At 60.9% G+C, this 25,595-nt stretch carries 19 protein-coding genes; 11 read left to right on the forward strand and 8 right to left on the reverse strand.

What is annotated here, in order from left to right:
• Positions 1-104 precede the first annotated feature (104 nt).
• Positions 105-1,040 carry a flagellin N-terminal helical domain-containing protein gene (locus EFQ99_RS13535; RefSeq protein ID WP_126829898.1) on the forward strand — a complete coding sequence of 312 codons (936 nt, stop codon included), beginning with the start codon at positions 105-107 and terminating at the stop codon, positions 1,038-1,040.
• Positions 1,041-1,106: 66 nt separating this feature from the next.
• Here the strand turns inward: EFQ99_RS13535 and EFQ99_RS13540 are convergent, their stop codons facing one another.
• Entirely contained in the window at positions 1,107-1,814 is a 708-nt protein-coding gene (locus EFQ99_RS13540; RefSeq protein WP_126921543.1) for a DUF1013 domain-containing protein, read from the reverse strand.
• A gap of 229 nt (positions 1,815-2,043) precedes the next feature.
• Between EFQ99_RS13540 and acs the strand changes: the two genes are divergently transcribed.
• A complete protein-coding gene (gene acs / locus EFQ99_RS13545; RefSeq protein WP_126921544.1) occupies positions 2,044-3,999 on the forward strand; it encodes an acetate--CoA ligase in 1,956 nt (651 codons plus the stop codon).
• A 146-nt stretch (positions 4,000-4,145) separates the two neighbouring features.
• On the opposite strand, the gene EFQ99_RS13550 is transcribed toward acs, so the two are convergent.
• Positions 4,146-4,520 (reverse strand): hypothetical protein, encoded by a 375-nt coding sequence (locus EFQ99_RS13550; protein ID WP_126921545.1) that lies wholly within the window; start codon positions 4,518-4,520, stop codon positions 4,146-4,148.
• Positions 4,521-4,604: 84 nt separating this feature from the next.
• A complete protein-coding gene (locus EFQ99_RS13555; protein WP_126921546.1) occupies positions 4,605-4,823 on the reverse strand; it encodes a DUF1674 domain-containing protein in 219 nt (72 codons plus the stop codon).
• A gap of 111 nt (positions 4,824-4,934) precedes the next feature.
• Here EFQ99_RS13555 and htpX point away from each other — a divergent pair, with 111 nt between their 5' ends.
• The 4 genes from htpX (at position 4,935) to purH (ending at position 10,882) form a co-directional block, all read left to right on the forward strand.
• Positions 4,935-5,891, forward strand: coding sequence for a zinc metalloprotease HtpX (gene htpX, locus EFQ99_RS13560; protein ID WP_126921547.1), 957 nt, complete (start codon positions 4,935-4,937; stop codon positions 5,889-5,891).
• The gene (locus EFQ99_RS13565) at positions 5,882-7,270 is read left to right on the forward strand and encodes an RsmB/NOP family class I SAM-dependent RNA methyltransferase (RefSeq protein WP_126921548.1); all 1,389 of its coding nucleotides are present in this window, start codon (positions 5,882-5,884) and stop codon (positions 7,268-7,270) included. Before htpX ends, EFQ99_RS13565 begins: the two co-directional genes overlap by 10 nt.
• A gap of 213 nt (positions 7,271-7,483) precedes the next feature.
• Complete coding sequence (locus EFQ99_RS13570) at positions 7,484-9,157, forward strand: heparinase II/III family protein (protein WP_126921549.1); 1,674 nt, start codon at positions 7,484-7,486, stop codon at positions 9,155-9,157.
• Positions 9,158-9,265: 108 nt separating this feature from the next.
• Positions 9,266-10,882 carry a bifunctional phosphoribosylaminoimidazolecarboxamide formyltransferase/IMP cyclohydrolase gene (gene purH / locus EFQ99_RS13575; RefSeq protein ID WP_126921550.1) on the forward strand — a complete coding sequence of 539 codons (1,617 nt, stop codon included), beginning with the start codon at positions 9,266-9,268 and terminating at the stop codon, positions 10,880-10,882.
• A 42-nt stretch (positions 10,883-10,924) separates the two neighbouring features.
• On the opposite strand, the gene EFQ99_RS13580 is transcribed toward purH, so the two are convergent.
• Entirely contained in the window at positions 10,925-12,313 is a 1,389-nt protein-coding gene (locus EFQ99_RS13580) for an MFS transporter (protein ID WP_126921551.1), read from the reverse strand.
• Positions 12,314-12,336: 23 nt separating this feature from the next.
• Entirely contained in the window at positions 12,337-17,112 is a 4,776-nt protein-coding gene (locus EFQ99_RS13585; RefSeq protein ID WP_126921552.1) for an NAD-glutamate dehydrogenase, read from the reverse strand.
• Between the two features lie 275 nt (positions 17,113-17,387).
• Here EFQ99_RS13585 and pdxY point away from each other — a divergent pair, with 275 nt between their 5' ends.
• The 3 genes from pdxY (at position 17,388) to EFQ99_RS13605 (ending at position 20,693) form a co-directional block, all read left to right on the forward strand.
• Complete coding sequence (pdxY, locus tag EFQ99_RS13595) at positions 17,388-18,263, forward strand: pyridoxal kinase PdxY (RefSeq protein ID WP_126921553.1); 876 nt, start codon at positions 17,388-17,390, stop codon at positions 18,261-18,263.
• 72 nt (positions 18,264-18,335) lie between these two features.
• Positions 18,336-18,977, forward strand: a complete 642-nt coding sequence (locus EFQ99_RS13600) for a carbonic anhydrase (protein ID WP_126921554.1) — start codon at positions 18,336-18,338, stop codon at positions 18,975-18,977.
• A gap of 96 nt (positions 18,978-19,073) precedes the next feature.
• A complete protein-coding gene (locus tag EFQ99_RS13605; RefSeq protein ID WP_126921555.1) occupies positions 19,074-20,693 on the forward strand; it encodes a GGDEF domain-containing protein in 1,620 nt (539 codons plus the stop codon).
• Between the two features lie 51 nt (positions 20,694-20,744).
• Here the strand turns inward: EFQ99_RS13605 and EFQ99_RS13610 are convergent, their stop codons facing one another.
• The 3 genes from EFQ99_RS13610 to EFQ99_RS13620 form a co-directional block, all read right to left on the reverse strand.
• On the reverse strand, positions 20,745-21,566 hold the full coding sequence (locus EFQ99_RS13610; protein WP_126921556.1) for a lytic murein transglycosylase: 822 nt from the start codon (positions 21,564-21,566) through the stop codon (positions 20,745-20,747).
• 266 nt (positions 21,567-21,832) lie between these two features.
• Complete coding sequence (locus EFQ99_RS13615) at positions 21,833-22,867, reverse strand: aspartate-semialdehyde dehydrogenase (protein ID WP_126921557.1); 1,035 nt, start codon at positions 22,865-22,867, stop codon at positions 21,833-21,835.
• Between the two features lie 112 nt (positions 22,868-22,979).
• Positions 22,980-23,183 carry a hypothetical protein gene (locus tag EFQ99_RS13620; RefSeq protein WP_126921558.1) on the reverse strand — a complete coding sequence of 68 codons (204 nt, stop codon included), beginning with the start codon at positions 23,181-23,183 and terminating at the stop codon, positions 22,980-22,982.
• Positions 23,184-23,280: 97 nt separating this feature from the next.
• Between EFQ99_RS13620 and EFQ99_RS13625 the strand changes: the two genes are divergently transcribed.
• Both EFQ99_RS13625 and EFQ99_RS13630 read left to right on the forward strand, forming a co-directional pair.
• Positions 23,281-25,035 (forward strand): alkaline phosphatase, encoded by a 1,755-nt coding sequence (locus tag EFQ99_RS13625; protein ID WP_126921559.1) that lies wholly within the window; start codon positions 23,281-23,283, stop codon positions 25,033-25,035.
• 93 nt (positions 25,036-25,128) lie between these two features.
• Positions 25,129-25,590: a hypothetical protein gene (locus EFQ99_RS13630; protein ID WP_126921560.1), complete on the forward strand. Its 462-nt coding sequence runs from the start codon at positions 25,129-25,131 to the stop codon at positions 25,588-25,590.
• The last annotated feature ends 5 nt before the right edge of the window (positions 25,591-25,595 follow it).

Genomic DNA, 25,595 nt, shown 5'->3' on the forward strand with positions numbered 1-25,595 from the left:
AAGGATTCGTTAACGACGGCAGCTTGCATAGCAGGCTTTGCATGACGCGATCGCCGTTACCGGCCTAGTCCGGAATGCCCCTTTTTCAGATTGTGGAACGGATCATGACAAGCATCCTCACGAACAACGCTGCCATGGCAGCGCTGCAGACTTTGCGCGGTGTAAACGATAGCCTCAAGGACACCCAGGGTCGCGTTTCCTCCGGTTACCGTGTCGAAAAAGCAGCCGACAATGCCGCCTATTGGTCGATCGCAACGACCATGCGCTCCGACAACAAGGCGCTTTCGGCAGTCTCCGACGCTCTCGGCCTCGGCGCGGCCAAGGTCGATACCGCCTATTCAGCGATGAGCAGCGCGATCGATGTCGTCAGCGAAATCAAGGCGAAGATCGTCGCCGCCACGGAAAAGGGCGTCGACAAGACGAAGATCCAGCAGGAAGTCAGCCAGTTGCAGCAGCAGCTGCTCAGCATCGCCCAATCGGCTTCCTTCTCCGGCGAGAACTGGGTCGCCGGTGCTTCCGGCACCAAGAGCGTCGTCTCGTCTTTCGTTCGCGACGGCAGCAATGCCGTGTCGGTCAAGATGACTGATTACGTATTGGATTCAGGAACGCTCGGAAATGTGCTCTTCGGCATGACGTCCACTGGCGCGATCGAAACGACAAGCGGTATCATTGGTACGGCCTTCAACGGAACCTACGGCGGCGTCGCTATCGTCATGCCCTCGATCTATGCTCTCGACATCAGCACCTTCACGCAAGGTCAGCTTGACGGAGCCTTGACCGGTGTCGAACTGGTTTTCGGCGCAATGACCGCGGCCGGCTCCGCTCTCGGTTCGATCTCGACCCGGATCCAGCTGCAGGAAACCTTCGTCAGCGGCCTTCACGATTCGATCGATTCAGGTGTCGGTCGCCTGGTTGATGCCGATATGGAGGAGGAATCGAGCAAGCTTTCGGCGCTGCAGACACAGCAACAGCTCGCCATCCAGTCGCTCTCGATCGCCAACAGCTCCGCACAGAACATCCTCACCCTGTTCCGCAGCTAACCAAGCAGGCAACCCCAACAAAAAACCCCGCCGGTTCGGCGGGGTTTTGATGAGACGGCTGATATCTCAGTACTGATCGTCGTCGTCTTCGTCCTTCGGGGCCGAACGAAGCGAGCTCAGTTTGCGGAAGACGGCATCGGCGTCGATTTCCTTTTCCTTTTCCTCTTCGCGCTCGTAGCTCGGGGTCAGGCGTTCGGTCTCCTGAGCCGATTGCAGCGTTGCGCCGAGCTCGGCAGCGGTCGGCAGAGGACGGCCCTTGGCAGCCTTTTCCACTTCCATATCGAGATCGATCTGGCTGCAGAGGCCAAGCGTAACCGGATCCATCGGCGCCAGGTTTGCGGAGTTCCAGTGGGTGCGCTCGCGAATCTGCTCGATCGTCGATTTCGTCGTGCCGACGAGGCGGGAAATTTGCGCGTCCTTCAGCTCCGGATGATTGCGGACGAGCCAGAGAATGGCATTCGGGCGATCCTGGCGCTTGGAAACCGGCGTATAACGTGGGCCGCGGCGCTTGGATTCCGGCACGCGCACCTTCGGCTCTGAAAGCTTCAGCTTGTGGTTCGGGTTGGCTTCGGCGCGCGCAATCTCGTCGCGCGAAAGCTGTCCAGTCGAGATCGGGTCGAGGCCCTTGATGCCCTGCGCCGCTTCGCCGTCTGCGATCGCCTTGACTTCGAGCGGATGCAGTTTGCAGAACTGCGCGATCTGATCGAAAGACAGTGCCGTGTTGTCGACGAGCCAGATGGCAGTCGCCTTCGGCATGAGCAGTGTTTGAGCCATGGATATAGTCCTTCTATCGTCCGCGCCGGTCGCGGTCCGTGGATTGTCACCACAATGTCCGGGAAATATGCCGCTATATAACCGTACTGTCGCAGAATTGCAATTCTTCCGAAATGAAATGACCTTTGTCTAATTGCCGTGTCGATCCGACCTGCTATGAATTGCCGTGATTTGAATTCGGGCCTCATAGATCGCTTGGCCCGTCGCATGTCCCATGAGGAGGAGTTCCATGTCGGAGAAGATCTATCCGGTGCAGAAGCCGGTGAAGGCGCGTGCCCTGATCGATAAGGATAAGTACCTGAAATGGTACGAGGAAAGCGTCGAGGACCCGGACAAATTCTGGGGCAAGCACGGCAAGCGGATCGACTGGTTCAAGCCCTATACCAAGGTCAAGAACACGTCCTTTACCGGCAAGGTCTCGATCAAGTGGTTCGAGGACGGCCAGACGAACGTCTCCTATAATTGCATCGACCGCCATCTGAAAACCAATGGCGACCAGGTGGCGATCATCTGGGAAGGCGACAACCCTTACGTCGACAAGAAGATCACCTATAACGAGCTCTACGAGCACGTCTGCCGGATGGCGAACGTCTTGAAGAAGCACGGCGTCAAGAAGGGCGATCGCGTCACCATCTACATGCCGATGATCCCGGAGGCGGCCTATGCGATGCTCGCCTGCGCCCGCATCGGCGCGGTGCATTCGGTCGTGTTCGGCGGTTTCTCGCCGGAGGCGCTGGCAGGACGCATCGTCGACTGCGAATCCACCTTCGTCATCACCTGCGACGAAGGCGTGCGGGGCGGCAAGCCTGTACCGCTGAAGGACAATACCGATACTGCAATTCACATTGCGGCACGCCAGCACGTGATCGTGGACAAGGTGCTGGTCGTGCGCCGCACCGGCGGCAAGACCGGCTGGGCGCCGGGCCGCGATCTCTGGCATCATCAGGAGGTCGCCACCGTAAAGGCCGAATGCCCGCCGGTGAAGATGAAAGCGGAAGATCCGCTCTTCATTCTTTATACGTCAGGTTCGACCGGCAAGCCGAAGGGCGTGCTGCACACGACGGGCGGCTACCTCGTCTATGCCTCGATGACGCATGAATACGTCTTCGACTACCATCATGGAGACATCTACTGGTGCACGGCCGATGTCGGCTGGGTCACCGGCCATTCCTATATCGTCTACGGACCGCTCGCCAACTGCGCGACGACATTGATGTTCGAGGGCGTGCCGAATTTCCCCGACCAGGGCCGGTTCTGGGAAGTCATCGACAAGCACAAGGTCAATATCTTCTACACGGCGCCGACGGCGATCCGCTCGCTGATGGGCGCCGGCGACGAATTTGTCACGCGCTCCTCGCGCTCCTCGCTGCGCCTGCTCGGCACGGTCGGCGAGCCGATCAATCCCGAGGCGTGGGAATGGTATTACAATGTCGTCGGCGACAAGCGCTCCCCTGTTATCGATACCTGGTGGCAGACGGAAACCGGCGGCCATATGATCACGCCGCTGCCGGGTGCGACCGATCTGAAGCCCGGTTCGGCGACGACACCGTTCTTCGGCGTTAAACCGCAACTGGTCGACAATGACGGCAAGGTGCTGGAAGGCCCGGCCGATGGCAATCTCTGCATTACGGACAGCTGGCCTGGGCAGATGCGCACGGTCTATGGCGATCATGAACGCTTCATCCAGACCTATTTCTCCACCTACAAGGGGAAATATTTCACCGGCGACGGCTGCCGGCGCGATGCGGACGGCTATTACTGGATCACCGGCCGCGTTGACGACGTGCTCAATGTCTCCGGTCACCGGCTCGGTACTGCTGAAGTGGAATCGGCGCTCGTCTCGCACAATCTGGTTTCGGAAGCGGCCGTCGTCGGTTATCCGCATCCGATCAAGGGCCAGGGCATCTATTGCTACGTGACGCTGATGGCCGGCCACGACGGTTCCGACACATTGCGGCAGGACCTCGTGAAACATGTCCGCGCTGAAATCGGCCCGATTGCGGCACCCGACAAGATCCAGTTCGCACCCGGCCTGCCGAAGACCCGCTCCGGCAAGATCATGCGCCGCATCCTGCGCAAGATCGCCGAGGATGATTTTGGCGCGCTGGGCGACACCTCGACGCTTGCCGATCCTGCGGTGGTGGACGATCTGATCGCCAACCGGCAGAACAAGCTGACTGCCTGACATATCGAGCCGCTCCGGTTCCAGGGGCGGCTCATTTCCACGCATCGGATGGGGCGAAGTGCCGTGGGCGCAAGCGCTTTAACTACCACGCTGAACCGAAGCCAGCGCCTATAAGAGATGAGTTCAGCCTACCGTGCGCTCGGGTCTTAAGAATATGCGACCAGCTCGATGGCCGCGATAATTTTTTCCGGATTGATCGAACTGACGTCGAATGCCCAGTTGGCGAAAAAGTTGTCGTTGGTAACAACCATCTCAGACAGCGCAGCGACTGCAAATTTCGTTATCTGGAACTTTCTGAGGCTTTTCTTTTCGCTGTAAACTACAACCGCGTTTAGGAACGTTTCATCTAAGGCTTTGTAAAGAGCATACGGCTCCAGAACGGAAGCTTTTCCATTGATTTTGCACGTTATCCTGCAACGATTCTGAATAGCTTGCGTAATCAATACGGGTGGAGCAGGGCGATGAACGCCGTGATTCAATAAGGCGGTATTTGTAAGCGATAGACTGAGACCAAGCATCATGTTTGCATCTCCTGGATCAACCGGAGATTCTAATATACCTGATTCTCAACCAGGCGTGTCAAACATAACATCCCCGATTTTTGCTCAGAAATCGATCGCCCGGCCATTGATCTCATAATCACCGAAGCGTGCCGGTTCCGCGCCGCCGCGTCCGCCGATCTCCGTGGGCAGATCCAATGGCTTCTGGTTCTTCCGCCGTTCTTCGGCTTCGGCAAGGGCACGTTTGGCAGCCGGAGACAGCATCTTGCGTGGCGGCTCCGATCCCTCGGCTGCCGGGGTTTCGCTATTGTCGTTGTCCTGCATTGGCTGCTCCTGCCGGAAAACATTGAAAATGGCCGGTGAATAACCAAATCATAATGCGCCGGCGCTGCGATTAAAAGCTTGCGACGCCGAAATTGGAGATGGAGATCCGCAATGAACCTCGTCCGCACTGCCATGTTGCTTGCCTTCATGACGGCGCTTTTCATGTTTGTCGGCTTCCTGATCGGCGGTCGGGCCGGCATGATGATCGCATTCCTCATCGCCGCCGGCATGAATTTCTTCTCCTATTGGAACTCCGACCGCATGGTGCTTTCGGCCTATCGTGCCCAGGAGGTCGACGAACGCAACGCCCCGGAATTCTTCCGGATCGTTCGCGATCTCGCCCGCAATGCCGGCCTGCCGATGCCGAAGGTCTACCTCTACGACAGCCCGCAGCCCAATGCCTTCGCCACCGGTCGCAATCCCGAAAACGCCGCCGTCGCCGCTTCGACGGGCCTGCTCAGGGCATTGTCTCCGGAGGAAGTCGCGGGCGTGATGGCGCACGAGCTTGCTCACATCCAGAATCGTGACACGCTGACCATGACGATCACGGCAACGCTTGCCGGCGCGATCTCCATGCTCGGCAACTTTGCCTTTTTCTTCGGCGGCAACCGCGAGAACAACAACAACCCGCTCGGTTTCGTCGGCGTTCTCATGGCGATGATCGTGGCGCCGCTCGCCGCCATGCTGGTGCAGATGGCGATCAGCCGTACACGCGAATATTCGGCCGACCGCCGCGGCGCTGAGATATGCGGCAATCCGCTCTGGCTGGCTTCCGCACTCGGCAAGATCGCGCGCGGGGCCGCCCAGGTGCCGAACGAGGATGCCGAGCGCAATCCGGCGACGGCGCATATGTTCATCATCAATCCGCTCTCCGGCGAGCGTATGGACAATCTGTTTTCCACCCATCCGAACACGGAAAACCGCATTGCCGCGCTGCAGGACATGGCGCAAGGCGGCATGAATGTCTCGACGGGACCGGTTCGTGCTGCTAATCCGTCGCGCAAATCGCGCTCTGTTCCGAATACGGGTCGCGGTGGTTCGCAACCGCCAAAAGGTCCGTGGTCTTGAATTCAGACGGCACGAAGAAGCCATTCCGCAAGCAGAAACCCTCCGCTCCCCGATCGGCGTCCGATAAGCCCGGCCTGCAGGCGCGGGCCGCGGCGGCAAAAATTCTGGCCGCAGTCGTCGACCGCAAGCTGCCGCTCGACGGCGCTCTCGACCACGAGCATGGCAATCCAGCCTACAAAGCGCTCGGCGAAGGCGACCGGGCACTTGTCCGGGCCATTCTGAACACGACGCTGCGCCATCTGCCGCGCATCGATGCAGCCATCGCCGCGCTGCTGGATTCGCCGCTGCCGGAGGGCGCGCGGGCGCTCCACCACGTTCTCGCAATCGGTGCAGCACAGATCCTCTATCTCGACGTGCCCGATCATTCGGCCGTCGATCTTGCCGTCGAGCAGGCCAATCAGGATCCGCGCAATCGCCGCTTCGCCAAGCTCGTCAATGCCATCCTGCGCCGTCTCGGCCGCGAGAAGGAGCAGGTGCTTGAGGAGATCGGCAAGGTTGCGCCGATGCCGGCCTGGTTCATCGCAAGGCTTGAAAAGGCCTATGGCCGGGAAACGGCGCTGGCGATTTCGGAATCGCAGCTCGAACCGGCCGCGATCGATCTGACCGTCAAGTCCGACCCTTCAGACTGGGCGAAACGGCTGAACGGCGTTGCCCTGCCCACGGGCGGGGTGCGGCTCGCGGCCTTCGAGGGCGGCATTCCATCGCTTGAAGGCTTCGACAACGGGGCGTGGTGGGTGCAGGACGCCGCGGCAAGCATTCCGGCAAAGCTTTTCGGTGATCTCTCGGGCAAACGTGCCGCCGACCTTTGCGCTGCGCCTGGCGGCAAGACGGCGCAGCTGATCCTTGCCGGCGCCACGGTGACCGCGCTCGATCAATCGGAAAGCCGGCTAAAGCGGCTGCGATCGAATCTCGACCGGCTCGGCCTCAAGGCGGAGACGATCGTGACGGACCTGACAAAATATGAGCCGGCGGAGCGCTTCGACGCAATCCTGCTCGATGCCCCCTGCTCCTCCACCGGCACCACACGCCGGCATCCCGACGTGCTGTGGACCAAGGGGGCCGAGGATATTGCCAGGCTGGCGGCGCTGCAGGAACGGTTGTTGCGTCATGCCCTGACATTGCTCAAGCCGGGCGGCACGCTGGTTTTTTCAAATTGCTCGCTCGATCCCGCCGAGGGCGAAGAGGTCGTCGCCCGTGTTCTCTCCGATACGTATGGGCTTGAGCGCGCTCCGATCGCCGCAGGAGACTGGCCCGGCCTTGAAGCGGCAATCACACCGCTCGGCGAATTCCGTACGCTTCCGACGATGCTGAAGATGCGCGACGGCATCGCCTCCGGTCTTGATGGCTTCTATGCGGCGGTGCTGCGGCGGACAGTCTGACGGCGGGTACGCGCGCGTTGCGGCTAACCTGCGTTGAGGCGCTTCCCATCCTCATATCATGCAAGCGGCCCTCTTAGGGCCGCCCGCATAATTTCGAATAACACACTTTAATTTGCATATATTCGAACGTTGTCACGAATTAATTCATTGCGGGCGATGAAATCGGCCACTTTTCACCTATTCTTAACTACAAGGGTCAATAGACAATAGAATATGCAGTCCGGTCGACGTTTTGCGAGCATGTATGTTCGGGAAGCTTGGCGGCGCGCCTTGCGCCGCGTCGCGTTGCTGCGCGTGAAGCTCTTCCGGCATTCGATCAAGGCGCCGGAGCGCCTGATCGTCGCGCCGACCGATCTTCGCGGCATCGATCCGCATGTGGCCGACGAGATCCTCAATGGTCGTTTTCTGTTGGCCGGGCGTATGCTCGAAACCAATGGGAAATCGCCCTTCACCTTCACCCTGCCCTCGCGGCCCTTCGCGACCCGTCTTCACGGCTTCGGCTGGTTGCGGCATATGCGGGCAAACAAGACGGAGCGCAACTCGGCCGCCGCCCGGGCGATCGTTGACAGCTGGCTTTCCATCCATGCCGGGCGGATGGAGGGGATTGCCTGGGAAATCGATGTGACTGCCCAGCGAGTCATCGCCTGGCTGTCGCATTCGCCTGTCGTGCTACAGAACGCCGATCGCGGCTTTTATCGCCGCTTCATGAAATCGCTGGCTTTCCAGGTCCGGTTCCTGCATCGCATGGCGCCATTCACCCTCGGCGGCCTGGAGCTGTTTCGGCTGCGCATCGCGCTCGCCATGGCCTCCGTCGCCATGCCGACCCGCGCATCCACTCTCAAACGGGCGGCACAGGCGCTCGACCGTGAATTCGATAGCCAGATTCTGCCGGATGGCGGCCATATCTCGCGCAATCCGCGCATCGGCCTGGAATTGCTGCTCGATCTGTTGCCGCTGAGGCAGACCTACGTCAATCTCGGCCACGACCTGCCGCAGAAGCTGATCTCCGGCATCGACCGCATGTATCCGGCATTGCGGTTCTTCCGCCACCAGGACGGCGACCTGGCGCTCTTCAACGGGGCGACGTCTACGCTCGCAAACGAGCTGATGTCCGTGCTGCGATATGATGAGACCGCCGGCCAGCCGTTCAAGGCTCTGCCGCATTCGCGCTATCAGCGGCTTGCCGGGGGAAAGACGGTGATCATTGCCGATACCGGCGCGCCGCCTTCAGGAGGCGCACGGCGCACGGCGCATGCCGGCAGCCTCTCCTTCGAAATGTCGTCCGGCCGCCATCGCTTCATCGTCAATTCGGGTTCGCCGAAGTTTGCCGGGTATCGCTATGTCCAGATGGCGCGCACAACGGCAGCGCATTCGACCGTCATTCTCAACGACACGTCCTCCAGCCGTTTTTCGCCCTCGCCCTTCCTTGGTCACGCGATCATCGAGCCGGTCAAATCAGTCACCGTCGAGCGGGCCGAAACCGAGGACGGACGTGACGGTATCAAGCTCAGCCATGACGGTTATCTGAGAGCCTTCGGGGTGCTGCATGAGCGTGAGCTGACGCTCAATGCCGCCGGCTCGATCGTAACGGGCCACGACCGGCTCGTCGTCCAGGACGGATATCAGGATGACGAACCACTGAAGGCTGTCGCCCGCTTTCATATCCATCCCGCGATCGTCCTGCAGCAGAGCGATGGGGAATCGGTGATGCTGACGGCGCCGGACGGCGAAAGCTGGCTGTTTTCCGCGCCCGGCAACGAGGTGCTGATCACCGAGGACATCTTCTTTGCCGACAGCTCCGGCATCTGCGGTTCGGACCAGATCGAGATCGACTTCGATCTCGCGGAGAAGACCGAAATCCGCTGGTTTCTATCCCGCAAAGGCTAGATCATGCACTGACGCCTGTTTGCGCGGCGGCAAAGCTGTGCTAACGCGGCGCCAGCATGCGGACGTCCTTATAGGGATGTCTTCCGAAGCCCGAACGGAGAAGGTTTCATGGCCGTCATTTCCAAGAAGATCCCCGCCCCCGACAAGGTCGAAATCAAGACCGCGCTCCTTTCCGTCTTCGACAAGACCGGGATCGTCGAACTCGCCAAGGCACTATCGGCGAGAGGCGTGCGGCTGCTGTCGACCGGCGGCACCTACAAGGCGATCGCAGCTGCCGGCCTTGCTGTTACCGATGTCTCCGAAATTACCGGCTTTCCCGAAATCATGGACGGGCGCGTCAAGACGCTGCATCCGACCGTGCATGGCGGCCTGCTGGCAATCCGCGACGACAGCGAACACCAGGAGGCGATGAAAAAGCATGGCATCGAGGGCATCGACCTCGCCGTCATCAACCTTTATCCCTTCGAAGAAGTGCGCGCGGCCGGCGGTGATTATCCGACAACCGTCGAGAATATCGACATCGGCGGTCCGGCGATGATCCGCGCATCGGCCAAGAACCATGCCTATGTGACGATCCTGACCGATCCGGCCGACTATGCCGAGTTCCTGGAGCAGCTTTCCGCCGATGCCGGCAAGACCGTCTATGCCTTCCGTCAGCGCATGGCCGCCAAGGCCTATGCCCGCACCGCTGCCTATGATGCGATGATTTCCAATTGGTTTGCCGAGGCGTTGTCGATCGACACGCCGCGTCACCGCGTTATCGGCGGCGCGCTGAAGGAAGAGATGCGCTACGGCGAGAACCCGCACCAGAAGGCGGCCTTCTATGCCACCGGCGAGAAGCGCCCGGGTGTTTCCACGGCCGTCCTCCTGCAGGGCAAGCAGCTCTCCTACAACAATATCAACGATACTGACGCCGCTTATGAGCTCGTCGCCGAGTTCCTGCCCGAGAAGGCGCCGGCCTGCGCCATCATCAAACACGCAAACCCTTGTGGCGTCGCTACCGGATCGAGCCTGGTCGAGGCCTATCGGCGGGCACTCGCCTGCGATTCCGTTTCCGCTTTCGGTGGCATCATCGCGCTCAATCAGACGCTGGATGCCGAGACGGCCGAGGAGATCGTCAAGCTCTTCACCGAGGTGATCATCGCACCCGATGTGACCGAGGAGGCGAAGGCGATCGTCGCCCGCAAGCCGAACCTGCGGCTGCTGTCTGCCGGCGGCCTGCCCGATCCGCGCGCTGCAGGCCTGACGGCCAAGACCGTTTCCGGCGGCTTGCTTGTCCAGAGCCGTGACAACGGCATGGTCGAGGATCTGGAGTTGAAGGTCGTAACCAAGCGCGCGCCGACGGCGCAGGAGCTTGATGATATGAAGTTCGCCTTCAAGGTCGGCAAGCATGTGAAATCGAATGCCGTGGTCTATGCCAAGGAGGGCCAGACCGCCGGCATCGGCGCTGGTCAGATGAGCCGCGTCGATTCCGCCCGCATCGCCGCGCTGAAAGCCGAAGAGGCCGCCAAGGCGCTCGGCCTCGCCGTTCCGATGACTAAAGGGTCGGCAGTTGCCTCCGAAGCCTTCTTGCCATTCGCCGACGGTCTTCTGTCGATGATCGCCGCCGGGGCGACGGCAGTTATCCAGCCGGGCGGTTCGATGCGCGATCAGGAGGTCATCGATGCCGCAAACGAACACGGCGTGGCAATGGTCTTCACCGGGATGCGCCATTTCCGGCACTGATTTTCAGGCCGTTGTGCTATCCGGCTCGGGCGGGGCTTATTCCTATGCCCGATCGGCCGGATAGGACGTTCGGATCAGGAGCACCAGCCCGCTGGCGAGAAAGAGGATCAGCGTTGCCATTCCGAGCCGTGGCGATCCGCTCATATAAGTCATCAGCGAGAAGAGCAGCGTCGCCATGAAACTCGTGGCGCGGCCCGAAAGCGCGTAGATGCCGAAGTAGCGGCCCGCTTCCTCCGGGCTGACGCTGCGGGCGAGATAGGAACGCGAGGAGGCCTGCACCGGCCCGAATGCGAGCCCGATCAGCAGGCCGTAGACGATATAGGCTTTTTCCGCCGCGGTGCCAAAGAGCCCGCCGGAATCCGCAGTCGGCAACGGCATCAGGCCGAACAACGTATAGCCTGGTCCTGTCGAAATGATTCCGACGGTGGCGAGAAGCAGCATGGTCAGGCTGATGACGACGGTCGCCTTCGAGCCGATGCCCTTGTCGATCCGGCCGGCGATCAGGCAGCCGAGGATCGCGACGACGTTCAGGATGATACCGTAGATACCGATCTCGATTGTCGCCCAGCCGAACATGCCGGCGGCAAAAACGCCGCCGAGGATCAGCAGGCCGTTGACTCCATCCTGGTAGATCATGCGGGCGATGAGGAATTTCAGGATACCGCGGCGCTCCTTGAGTTCATCGAGCGTGTTTCTGAGTTCCCGCAAGCCGGAGCGGACAGCAGTGCGGAAGGGAAGACCTCTACCGACATCCGGGGTGAATAAGAACATCGGCAGGATGAAGATCAGGTACCAAACGGCCGAGATCGGCCCGGTGATGCGCGCATCCTCACCGGTCTTAGGATCGAGGCCGAAAAGCGGATCGAGGCCCAGGATGGTCTTGCCGCTCTCGGGGCTTGCCGCCAAGAGCGTGACGACCGCGATGAGTACGATCATGCCGCCGAGGTAGCCGAGCCCCCACGCCGTATTGGAAAGCTTGCCAATCTCCTCCTTGGCGACAAGGCGTGGCATCATCGAATCATTGAAGACGATCGAAAACTCCGCCGAGATCGAGGCGAGGATCATGAAGATCACGGGATAAATGACCGGAGAACCGGGGGCTGCGAACCACAGGCAGAAAAGGCTCGCGATCTTGATGACGGCGAAAAAGCCGATCCAGGGTTTTCGGGAGCCGGACTGGTCCGCGATCGAGCCGAGAACGGGCGACAGCAAGGCGATAATCACCGAGGAGATCGTCGCCATGTTGCTCCACGTCGTCTGGGCGGAAACCGGGTCAGCGGTCAGGCGCGCGACGAAGTAAGGTCCGAAGATGAAGGTAGTGACCACGGTGAAAAAAGGCTGGGCCGCCCAGTCGAAGAACATCCACCCCCAGATGCCCTTCTCCGTGGCCTTCGGGGGTTGTGTTCCTGTCCAGTCAATACGATTCAACATCCGCTCCTTTTTTGCGGACTGTCTCACCTCACCCGGTCGCGCGCAAGGTCAGTCAGGATGCCTGCGGCAACGGTGATGCGCGCAAGATTAGGATCGCCGCCGTCGCTGAGGCTCGAAAGCTCCTCGAGGATGCGGTTGATGCGGATGCGATCCTGCGCGTGCCAGGCTTGGACAGGAAGCTTCTCTTTGCCGTGATCGGAAAGGGCCGAGATCACGATATCGCGTCTTGCGCTGGCGATCTGGTCGATGCTGCGGGCAAGCGCCAGGTTCTCATAGTGGTCGGAGGTGAGGATACGTCCGCCCGCCGCCAGCAGCCGAGCGATGCGGAATGTCTGCGATACCGCGAAGTAATTCTCGGCGGCGCGCACCAGCGGCTCGCCTGTGCGTTCGGCAATCTGCATGATCTCGGGCACCAGAGCGAAACTCTGGAGATTGGCGATCTCGGCCGCGAGTTTCTCAGGCACGCCTGCCTGGCCGTACTCCGCCCGGCGCGCGGCGACATCGGCAGCCGACTGTTCGGCGAAAGCAGGCCGCAGCTTCTTCAAGGCCGCTTGCAGCCGGCTAATTACCTCCGCCATGTCGGCCTTGGTCATGCCGGTCTTCAGGAGCAGGCGCGTCAGCACGATGAAGCTGTGGCTGATCTCCTCGTAGATGCGGTTCTGCATGTCGCCGGAAACCTTGCCGTCGAGGGCGTCCGTTTCGGCCCAGAGCCGGGTCAGGTCGAAACCGTCGCGGGCGACGATTGCGGCACGCACGACCTCCGATGCCGAAGCCGCAGTCGCGTCCATCATGGAGACGGTGAAGCTTGGTCCGCCGCGGTTGATCGCTTCGTTGGCGAGAACGGTAGCGACGATTTCGCGCTTCAGCCGGTGGCCGGCGATATCGCCGGCGTTCGACTTCTGCATTTTCACGGGGAAATAATTCGACAGCGTCGTGGTGAAATAAGGATCGTCAGGCAGATCGCTTGCGGCCAGCGCATCGAAGAGCACGATCTTGGCATAGGACACCAGCACGCCGATTTCCGGCCGCGTCAGCGGTTTGCCGGCGGCATAGCGCTCGGCAAGTGTTGCATCATCAGGCAGCGTCTCGACCTTGCGGTTCAGCTGCTTGGCGCCTTCGAGAACGGTCATAAAACGCGCAAGTTCCAGGCCGTTTGCCGTGCCCTTGCGTGATGTCAGCGAGATCGCCAGCGACTGCAGGTAGTTGTTGCGCAACACGAGGACCGCCACTTCGTCGGTCATCGACGAAAGAAGCTGATCGCGTTTGGCACGCGTCAGGCGCCCGTCATGCATGGCGGCCGCCAGCGCGATCTTGATGTTGACCTCGACGTCCGAGGTGTTGACGCCGGCGGAATTGTCGATGGCGTCGGAGTTGCAGCGTCCGCCGTTAAGGCCGTAGGCGATGCGGCCCTTCTGGGTGACGCCGAGGTTTGCGCCCTCACCGATCACCTTGGCGCGGACTTCAGTCGCGCTGACGCGGATCGGGTCGTTGGCGCGGTCGCCGACTTCGGTGTCGGTTTCGGACGGAGCCTTCACATAGGTGCCGATGCCGCCGAACCAGAGCAGGTCGACCGGGCTCTTCAGGATCGCCGTCATGATTTCGAAGGGCGTAGCGACCGATTTATCGATGCCGATCGCGGCAACCGCTTCGGGTGTCAGCGTCACCGATTTCGCGGCGCGGGAAATAATCATGGCGCCTTTCGAAAGCACGGTCTTGTCGAAATCCTGCCAGCTCGAGCGCGGCAGGTTGAAGAGGCGCTGCCGCTCGGCAAGCGTCTTTTCCATGTCCGGATCGGGATCGATGACGATATCGCGGTGATCGAAGGCGGCAATGAGCCGGATCTTCGGAGAAAGCAGCATGCCGTTGCCGAAGACGTCGCCCGACATGTCGCCGACGCCGGCGACGGTGAAGGGCGTCGTCTGAATGTCGATGTCCATTTCGCGGAAATGGCGTTTCACCGTTTCCCAGGCACCGCGGGCGGTGATGCCCATTTTCTTATGGTCGTAACCGGCCGAGCCGCCGGAGGCGAAGGCATCGTCCAGCCAGAAGCCGGCTTCCTGGGCGAGCGCATTAGCGGTGTCGGAGAAGGTTGCCGTGCCCTTGTCGGCGGCGACGACGAAATAGGGGTCGTCGCCGTCCAGCCTCACCGTATCCTTCGGCGGCACGATATCGGAGCCCGAAATGTTGTCGGTGATCGAAAGCAGCGTGCGGATATAGGTCTTGTAGGCCTCGCGGCCGGCATTGAAGATTTCGTCGCGGCTGCCGCCGACGGGAAGCTTCTTCGGATAGAAGCCGCCCTTGGCGCCGACCGGCACGATGACGGCGTTCTTCACCTGCTGGGCCTTGACGAGACCGAGTACCTCGGTGCGGTAATCCTCGGCACGATCAGACCAGCGCAGGCCGCCGCGCGCCACCTTGCCGAAGCGCAGGTGCACGCCTTCGACTTCGACGCCGTAGACGAACATCTCGCGGAAGGGTCTCGGCTCCGGCAGCCCGTCGACCAGGTGCGGATCGAGCTTGAAGGCGAGCATCGCTTTCGGCGAGCCGTCGGCGTTCCTCTGGAAATAATTGGTGCGCAGCGTCGCATCGACGATATTGACATAGCGGCGCAGGATACGGTCGTCGTCGAGGCTCGGCACGTTGGCGAGTTCGGTTTCAATCGCCTCATGCAGCTCGGCGAGCTTCTTCATGCGGGCCTTTTCCGAAAGCCTGGTGTCAAGCGTGTCATGGAAGAGACGGAAGATGGCGGCAGCGATCGCGGGATATTTGTCCAGTGTCGTTGCGATATAATCCTGCGAATAGGCGATGCCGGCCTGGCGGAGATAACGCGCGTAGGCGCGCAGCACGTTGGCTTCGCGGGCCGAGAGCCCGGCCGACAGGATGAGCCGGTTGAAACTATCATTGTCGATCGTGCCGGCAAAGGCGGCGACGAAAGCCTCCTCGAGGGCGGCGCCATAACGCTGCAGATCGATTTCGCCGCCGTTGCGGGTCTCGAGTTCCATGTCGTGCAGCACGACGAACTTCGTTTCACCAGCGGTAACGGGCACTCCGATGTCGAAGGTGCGTTCGCTGACGACGTTGAAACCGAGGTTTTCCAGAAGCGGAACGCGGCGAGACAGCGCCAGCTGGCCGCCGGAATGGAAGATCTTCAGTGAGAGGACCCGCCCTTGCGCCTCTTCGCGATGGTAAAACTGGATGCGAAGGGGCTCGCCGGCCGCGCAAGCGCCGATGTCGGCGAGGTCGGCCACGGTTTCTTCGGGGGTGAAGGAGTCCTGGAAGGCCTGATCGACCGCCAGTTTGGGCGCCTTGGGTCCGGCCAATGCTTCGAAACGGTCGTCCCAGCGTGCGGTGATTTCACGGATCGTTTGCTCCAGCTTTGCCTGCGGAATGCGCGGTGTCTTGCCGCCGGAGCGGCCGATGATGAAATGCACGCGCGCCACGCCGCCTTCCGGGAAAGCCGGATAATAGGCGGAGACACGGCCGTCATAGACTGTCTTCAGATAGGTGCCGATCCGCTCACGCACGATTGAGTCATACTCCTCGCGCGGCACGTAGACGATCACCGAGACGAAACGGTCGAAGTGATCGATGCGCGGCAGGGCGCGCACGCGCGGCCGGTCGGCCAGATCGTTGATCTGTTCGGCAAAGCTTGCAAGCAGCGTCGTGTCGATCTGGAAGAGGTCGTCGCGCGGATAGGATTCCAGCGTGTTGTCGAGCATGCGACCGGAATGGCTCATCGGATCGAAGCCGAAATGCTCCTTCACCTTCTCGATCTTGGAACGCAGCAGCGGGATTTCGGAGGCGAGCGACGTATAAGCCGTCGAGGTGAAGAGGCCGACGATGCGCAGCTCGCCGGTGACGTTGCCCTCGGCATCGAAGCGCTTGACGCCGACATAATCCATATAGGCGCGGCGATGGACGATCGATTTCACATTCGCCTTGGTGACGATGAGAAAATCGGGGCCGTCGAGGAAGGCGAGGATCTCGGGCGTCGTCGTCACGGCGTCCTTGCCGGTGCGCAGCACGAGAACGTCGGGATTGGAGAGGATGCCGAGGCCGGCGCCCTTGTCGCGCTCGACCTTCGCATCGGCACCCTTGCCGGAATAGACATATTCGCGCATGCCGAGGAAGGTGAAATTCTCGTCGCGCAGCCAGGCGAGGAAGGCGACCGCCTCGGCGTGTTCGGCCTTCCTGCGACCGGCGCCATTGGCCGCAAGCTCGGCGATTACGCCATCAAGCTTGGACAACATCGGCTTCCAATCGGAGACCGACAGGCGGACCTGTTCCAGCACGGTTTCGATGCGCTTGACGAGGTCGGCAGCCTGGGCGGTATTGAGCGGCGCGATATGGAGCTGGATGTGGCTGACTCGCGCGGCCGGATCGCTCGGGTGATCGGCGGAATAAAGCTCTGCCGGCTTGCCCTTTTCGATCACCAGGATGGGATGCACGGCCATGAACAGGTCGCGGTGGGTGCTCGTCACCTCGCCCATGACCGATTCATAGAGAAAAGGCATGTTCCGGTCGGTGACCGAAAGCACCGAGACGGCAGTACCGTCAGGCGTGACATCGGCAATGGTGTCGATGCTGACGCGCGGCGCCTTGCCGTTCCAGGCGGCGAGTTCCCTGGCCGAATGCACAGCGGAAAGCGCCAGCATCTCGGGCGTATAGAGTTCGAGATCGTCATTGCTGGCCCGACCGAAGAGAATTTCCGGATCGAGATGGGCTTCGCCTGTCGCCTTGGCGATCTTGCGCGCACTTTCGATCTGCTTTTCCCGTTTCGGATTATTTCTGGCAGCCATAAATCGCCTCCCACGATGGTCTGATTTTCTGCAAGCTAGCAGAAGATTCCTCGAAAAAATCTCTAAAATAATGACCTAGGGGATCGTTTTGATGCTTTTTGACGTTGAAAATGGGAAATTGTCGGAGATTTTTCCGATTTCCTGGCCAAAACGAACGGAAACGCCCCACTTGCGACTTTTCGTTTCACCTCACATTTCCATGCTCACGTGAAGAATGGTTGACAGCGTGGCGTCAAAAAGATCATCAAACGCCATCATCATCGGACCTTGATATCATGTCGGAAAATGCAGCGGGCGCAGTCATCGTCATCTCCAGCCACGTGGTGCGCGGCTCGGTGGGCAACCGGGCGGCTGTCTTTGCGCTGGAGACGCTCGGTCACCCGGTCTGGGCGCTTCCAACAGTCGTGCTGCCCTGGCATCCCGGTCACGGCCGCTCGACGCGGCTGACATTCGCGGAAGCGGATTTCGACGCGGCGATCGACGATCTGATCCGCGCGCCCTGGATCGGCGAAGTCAAGGCGGTCCTTTCCGGTTATTTCGGCAATGCCGCCCAGGCGCGCTCTGTCGCCCGGCTGGTCGGTGCGCTGAGACAAGACAATCCCGAATTGCTCTATGTCTGCGACCCCGTCATGGGCGATCTCGGCGGCCTCTATGTGCCGGAAGCAACGGCAGAGGCCATTCGCGATCATCTCATCCCGCTCGCCTCGCTTGCGACGCCGAACCGCTACGAACTGGCATGGCTTTCGGGGGCAGCGCTGGAAGACAACAGTGCGATCATGGAGGCGGCGCTGGCGCTCGGGCCGTCGCGCATGCTCGTCACCTCGGCCGTGCCGATGATGGCGGGGGGTACCGGCAATCTCTATCTCTCCGGCCGTCATGCGCTGCTTGCCGAACACCGGGTCGTCGAAAACCCGCCGAATGGGCTCGGCGACCTGCTCGCTGCCGTCTTCCTGTCGCGCCTGCTTTCCGGTCTGGAAGACGAAAAAGCGCTGCAGCTTGCCACGGCAAGCGTCTTCGAAGTGCTTGCCCGCGCCGTCAAGCGCGGCAGCAATGAGCTGATGCTGGCAAGCGACGCGTCCAGCCTTTCGACGCCGATGGCGATGGTGCAGATGCGCCGGCTCGTGCATCCGGCGCAGCGGCAGAAAAAATGACTGATTTGCCGATGCATGCATTTTGCAGTGCAGCAGTTGATCTTATCGTTCGTGCGCGCTAATCCAGAGAGCATGCAGCGTTTTCCAACACCTCTTCTGGACGGCTATCGCAACTTTATGAACGGGCGTTATGCCGACGCCCGCGACAGGTATCGGCAACTTGCCGAAAACGGTCAGAATCCGAGTACGCTGGTCATCGCCTGTTCGGACTCGCGTGCGGCGCCGGAGCTGATCTTCGATGCCGGCCCGGGCGAACTTTTCGTCATCCGCAACGTCGCCAATATGGTGCCGCCCTACGAGCCTGACGGTCATTTCCATTCGACGTCGGCCGCGCTCGAGTTTGCGGTGCAGGCGCTGAAGGTTTCCGATATCGTCGTGATGGGCCATGGCCGCTGCGGCGGCATCCGCGCAGCGCTTGACCCGAATGCCGAGCCGCTGTCGCCCGGCGATTTCATCGGCCGCTGGATGTCGCTGGTCAAGCCTGCCGCCGAGCAGATCCAGAGCAATGACGTGATGACGGCCGCCGAACGACAGACGGCGCTGGAGCGTGTCTCCATCCGCAATTCGATCAACAATCTCAGAACCTTCCCCGATATCAAGGCGCTCGAGGAAGCAGGAAAAATGCATCTTCACGGCGCCTGGTTCGATATCTCGACCGGTGAGCTCTGGGTCATGGATGCCGAGACGCGCGACTTCATTCGTCCCGAAATCTAGGGAAGCGCGGCTTTATCACTTTTTTAAGATTTGTTGATAAGCTCGCCGTCAATTGGTCGCGCACGACCTATGTTTTAATCACCGTGGCGATTGGCGATGAAGTTCGAAACCATCAAAAGGGTCATCCTGGCCGCCATCATGCTGCCCTTCGTCTTCATGCTGTTTGAAGGCGTCGTTGTCATCCGCTCTTCGCTGAAACAATACAGGGATCTCGAAAAGGATCGGCAGTTCGCCGACGTGCTCGCCCGCGGCGGGTCCATCGCCGCCACGGAGATCCTCAGTGAAATTGGCGCCACTCGCCTCTACCTCGCACGTCCGAATAGCAGCACTGCCGCCGACATGCAGAGAAGCCGGGTAGCGCTCGATCGCGAGCGCAGTGCCTTCTATGCCAGCCTGCCCTCCCGCGATACGCTCGAGGAGGGGCTCGCGGGCGAATTATCGATTCTCAGCCTTGCCTATAGCCGCATCGTCGCCGCACGCAGCGCCGCCGACCGGGGCCTTTACGCCGGCAGCGATCCCGGTTCTATCTACTGGTATGCGGCCCTCAAACAGCTTGCCGTCGTCGATGCGCTTTCACCACGGATCAGCGATCCGGTGCTGCTTGAGAAATCCAACCAGCTGATGGGCATCCTGCTGACCTATTACGGCGAAAGGCTGATTACCGGCGTCGGCACCCGCTACCTCGATCACGGCGTTTCCGCCAGATTTCCGGTAGAGTTGTTCATACAGGGTAAGGTCATGCTCGGTGAGGGCATGGACCACATGGTCTTCCATTCCACGGCCCCGATCGTGCGCGATATCGTTGCCTATCTCGGCCGCAGCGGCCAGGTGAAGGCGAATGCGATCACCGATGCCATCCTTGCCGGATCGCGGCCGACGCGTGAAGCGCGCAACGTCTGGGCCACTGCGCAAAGCGAACGCATGGCCTTCCTGCAGCAGAAGATGATCGAGGCGGCAAAAGATATTCACGAGACCGGCGAAAGCCTTTCGACGCGCTCGCACATTCACCTGACGCTAATTCTATCGCTGTGCGCCGGCCTGCTCATTCTCGCCACATTGGTGATGCTGCTGGCGGCAAGGGGCCTGCGGCTGATCGACCGGTTGACGCGGGACCGTGAGATGCTGGTAGGCGAATTGCGTAATGCCGCTCAAATCGATCTTCTGACCGGCCTTTACAACAGGCGTGGCTTCGAGGTCGCGGCATCTGCGCTTCTCACACAGGCCGAGCATGGCTCGCGCTGGATTTCCGTGGTGCTTTTCGACCTTGATCATTTCAAGAAGGTCAACGACGCCTACGGTCATGATGCCGGCGATGCCGTGCTGCGGCATGTCGCGGGCGTCGCGCGCGAGAATTTCCGCTCCTTCGATCTCTTGGTGCGCCATGGCGGCGAGGAGTTCCTGGCGCTTCTGCCGGATTCGACGCCTGACGATGCCGCAATCGTGGCCGAGTGCGTGCGGCTGGCGATCGAGGCTGCGGAAATCACCTTGCCGAGCGGCGATCTTCTCAAGGTCACGGCGAGTTTCGGATGCGCCGGTCGGGCAAATGACGGCTTCAACCGGAATTTCGAGGACCTGGTCAAGCGCGCCGACCTGGCGCTCTACGCCGCCAAAGCCTCTGGCCGCAATTGCGTCGTGTCGGGGCCGACCGTGCCCTTGGCGACGCAGGAAGAGCGACGCAAGACGGCATCCGGGGGCGGTTTCGATTCCCGCATATGAAAAACGCCGCATATTGCAGCGGCGTTTCCGGGTATTCCTATCGATGAAGGCCTATCTGCCGTCGATCTGCTGGCCGATATAGGCGATCGCCTGCTGGTAGACGCTTGCGGCGTTCCAGCCCTGAATAGCAACGAAATTCGGCTCTCCCGGCTGATAGCCGGCGCCGGCGCGCCAGCCATGGCCCTTGAGGAAATTCGCGGTCGAGGCGAGTGCATCGGCGCGGGAACCGACCATATCGACGCGGCCGTCGCCATCGCCATCGGCGCCGAAGCGCACGACATTGCGCGGGAGAAACTGCGTCTGGCCGATTTCGCCATGGGCAGCACCCCTGGCCTGCGGGCTCAGGTAACCCTCGGAGACGAGCTGGAGCGCGGCGTAGAGCTGGTCAGTGAAATAATCCGAACGGCGGCAGTCATAGGCAAGGGTGGAAACAGCAGACATCGTATGCTGGTTGCCCATATAGCTGCCGAAACCAGTTTCCATGCCCCAGATCGCGATCAGCGGGCCCGCGGGAACGCCGAAACGGCGCTCGATCGAAGCGAAGAGCGCTTGGTTGGCGGCTTTCATCGAACGGCCGCGGGAAATGACGGCGGCACCGCCGCGCTTCTGCATGAATGCATCAAAGGACAGCTTGAAGCTTTTCTGGCCGCGGTCGGCGGCGATTGTCGGCTTGTTGTAGCTGACATTGGCGAAGGCGCGGCTCAACACCGATTGGCTGACGCCATTGGCCGCTGCCGTCTGCTTGAAATCGGCAACCCAGGCGTCGAAGCCTGCGCTGGTATTGCCGCATTGCGCACCCTGCGCGAACGCTGGCACCGCATGGAGGACGCCGATCGCCGCGGCGGCCGCCAGAAACAACTTTGTCATGCGCATCGAGAAACCCCGCTTCCGATCTGCTAAAGCGCGTCGCCTCGAATAGGATTTGAACGACGCGCATCAAGTCTTCATTTCACACATGCCGTTACCCGCGCACGGGTTGGGCGACATGCATTGCTTGACGCCGGGCAAGAATGCCAGCCGAAGGCGATTTTGTCACGATCAGCTTTCAGCGGATGCTTATAGACGGAGGCATCCTCAACTCGGCAAAAAGCCCTGCCATCATTAGCAGGGCTTTAGCATGTTATGGTTTACAAATGGTATCAGGCTGCCTGCTTGCGCGGCTTGACGAGGCCGCGATTGATGAGCAGCTCGGCGATCTGGATGGCGTTCAGCGCCGCGCCCTTGCGCAGGTTGTCGGAGACCACCCACATGTTCAGGCCGTTCTCGACCGTCGCATCCTCGCGGATGCGCGAGATGTAGGTCGCATCCTCGCCCGCGGATTCATACGGCGTGATGTAGCCGCCGTTCTCGCGCTTGTCGATCACGAGGCAGCCGGGTGCATCGCGCAGGATGTCGCGGGCCTGATCGGCGGTGATCTCGTTTTCGAACTCGATATTGACCGATTCCGAATGGCCGATGAAGACAGGCACGCGCACGGCCGTGCAGGTCACCTTGATCTTCGGGTCGAGCATCTTCTTCGTCTCGGCCAGCACCTTCCACTCTTCCTTGGTGTAGCCATCCTCCATGAAGCTGTCGATGTGGGGAATGACGTTGAAGGCGATACGCTTGGTGAACTTCTTGTTCTCGATCGGATCGGCAACGAAGACGGCGCGCGTCTGGTTGAACAACTCATCCATGCCGTCCTTGCCGGCGCCGGAGACCGACTGGTAGGTCGATACGACGACGCGCTTGATCTTGGCGAAGTCGTGCAGCGGCTTCAGCGCCACGACCAGCTGAGCGGTCGAGCAATTCGGGTTGGCGATGATGTTTCGCTTGGTAAACTGCGTGATGGCGTCGGGGTTCACTTCCGGCACGATCAGCGGCACGTCGGCGTCGTAGCGCCAGGCCGAGGAATTGTCGATGACGACGCAGCCCTGCTGACCGATCTTGGGCGAGAACTTCTTGGAGACCTCGCCGCCGGCCGACATCAGGCAGATATCGGTATCGGAGAAATCGTAATTCTCCAGATTGGAGACCTTCAGCGTCCGGTCACCATAGGAAACCTCGGTGCCCTGCGAACGCGCGGAGGCGAGCGCCACGACCTCATCGGCGGGGAAGCCTCGTTCGGAGAGGATGTTGAGCATCTCCCGGCCGACATTTCCGGTGGCTCCCGCAACTGCTACTTTGAAACCCATTTCTCAAGCTCTCTTTCTCTTCTCTCCTCTTGTCCGGTGAGGGGGAAAGGCGCGACGGATCGCGTCTTCCTGTCCCCAGCCGAGCCGGGGAGAGAGCGGCAGGCCAGAGACGTCAGACGGTTTTCGTCGTCGTTTTGGCCTTGGTTTTGGAAGAAACCGGAACGGCAATATCCACCCCGGCAACCCGTGCCCGGTCATTGCATGCGGCAATGGCGTGTTCGTCGCGAACCATGGAGATCCCTTTTCCGCTGTTGCTCTTAAAAGGTTTTCCACAGGAGTCAAGGTTTTTGCTTAGAGTGCCCGTCGCCGTTAGGATCGGTCGGGGTCCTGCGACCTTTTGTCATGCCGCTGTCATCCCCGGCAGGTATCCCGGCCCGGTTGGCAATTGTCTGCAACGAAAACGGGGGTTTTCCATGCGTACGCTTCTCGCCGCCTTTGCGGCCACCACCATCCTCGCGGGCGCCGCTCAGGCGACGACGGTCTATCCGCTTGACCGCGTGACGATTCTCGTCGGCTCGCCGTTCGATTTCAAGGTCGAGCTCAACAAGCAGGTCAAGCCTGAAGACGTGAAGATCACGGTCAACGGCCAGGACTACAAGACCGTTCTCGGTGGCGAGGCGCAGTTCGTCGAGCTGGAAAAGGGCAAGGAAGACAAGGCTCTCGGCTCCGCTCTTCTGCTGCGCGGCCTGAAGATTTCAGCGCCCGGCGCTTACAAGGTCGAGGTCGCCGCCGGCGACGAAACGAAGTCCGTCACCTGGAACGTCTACGAAACCGCTGGCCAGCCGAAGGCCAAGAACATCATTTTCCTGCTGGGCGACGGGCTTTCCGTTGCGCACCGCACCGCCGCCCGCATCATGTCCAAGGGCATGACCGAGGGTAAGGCGAACGGCCGCCTGAACATGGACGATCTCGACCGCATGGCCTTCATCGGCACGTCGTCGACGAACGCGGTTTCCACGGACTCTGCCAACACCATGTCGGCCTACATGACGGGTCACAAGACCGCCGTCAACGCACTCGGCGTCTACGCGGACCGCACGCCGGCCTCGCTCGACGACCCGCGAGTCGAAACCTTCGCGGAAGCTCTTCGCCGCACGACCAAGAAGTCGATCGGCATCGTTGCGACGGCTGAAGTCGAAGACGCGACGCCGGCTGCGGTCGTTTCCCATACCCGCAACCGTAGCGACAAGGCCGAGGTCGTCGGCATGCTGCTCGACGTCAAGCCGGACGTTCTCCTCGGCGGCGGCTCGGCCTATTTCCTCGGCAAAGAGGTCGCCGGTTCCAAGCGCAAGGACAATCAGGATTACATCAAGCTGTTCCAGGACGCCGGCTACAAGCTTGCAACCGACAAGAACGAGCTTGCAGCCAATGCATCGGCTGAAGGCAAACTCTTGGGTCTCTTCCACACCGGCAACATGGACGTCACCCTCGATCGCGAATTCCTCAAGAAGGGCACCGTCGACAAGTTCCCGAACCAGCCGGGTCTCGTCGAGATGACCAAGGTTGCGCTCGACCGTCTCTCGAAGAACCCCGACGGTTTCTTCCTGATGGTCGAAGGCTCCTCGATCGACAAGATGTCCCATCCGCTCGATTGGGATCGCGCCGTCTTCGAAACCATCGAATTCGACCAGGCGATCGGCGTTGCCCGCGATTTCCAGAAGGCCCATCCCGATACGCTGATCGTCGTCACCGGCGACCACACCCATGGCGTATCCATCATCGGCACTGTCGATGACGAGAAGCCAGGCACGGAGATGCGCGAAAAGGTCGGGACCTACGCCGAAGCCGGCTTCCCAAACTACAACGATGAAAACGGCGACGGTTACCCCGACAAGGTCGACGTCAGCCGCCGCCTGTTCCTGAGCGCCAACAACGGCCCTGACCACTACGAGACCTTCCGTCCGAAGCTCGACGGTCCGTTCGTTCCGGCTGTCCAGAACGAAAAGAAGGAATATGTCGCCAACGAGCAGTACAAGGATGTTCCCGGCGCGGTCTTCGTCCAGGGCAATCTCCCGAAGGGCAGCGAAAGCGGCGTCCATGCGGTCGACGACGTCGTCCTGCAGTCGGCTGGTCCGGGTTCGGAAGAATTCCATGGCTACATGGAACAGAGCGACGTTTATCGCGTGCTCGCCGACACTTTTGCCCTCGGCTCCAAACAGACGAACTAAGTTGATTTGACGAGGCTGCTTGCCGGCCTTGTATCTTTCATCGATCCTGATCCCGGCCGTTCAGCGGCCGGGATTTGCTTCCTGGAGGTCGCCATGGACATATTCTCTTCGCTGCATCTCAGCCGCCGTCGGCTGATCGGCGCTGCCGTCGCGCTTCCCTTCACCGCTTCCTTCGTTCGTGCCGCCGATCCGTCGCTGAGTTTCAACGAGCTCTACGGCAAGTTCGGTGTGCTCGGGCTCGAATTCTCCGACAAGGTGAAGGCGCTCGCCGGCCAGGAAATCAGCATGAAGGGCTTCATGGCGCCGCCGCTGAAGGCCGAGGCGCAGTTCTTCGTGCTCACCGAAGTGCCGATGTCGCTCTGCCCCTTCTGCTCCTCGGATGCCGACTGGCCGGACAATATCGTCGTCGTTTATCTCTCGGAAAAGCAGACCTTCGTACAGCCGCGCCAGACGATCGAAGTGCGCGGCGCGTTGGAATATGGTTCCTGGACGGATCCGGAAACCGGCTTCGTCAGCCTGTTGCGCATTCGCCAGGCCGAATATTCGGCCGTCTGAACCGA

It is taken from the genome of Rhizobium vallis, from assembly GCF_003985155.1.
In the GTDB taxonomy this organism is placed as follows: domain Bacteria; phylum Pseudomonadota; class Alphaproteobacteria; order Rhizobiales; family Rhizobiaceae; genus Rhizobium; species Rhizobium vallis.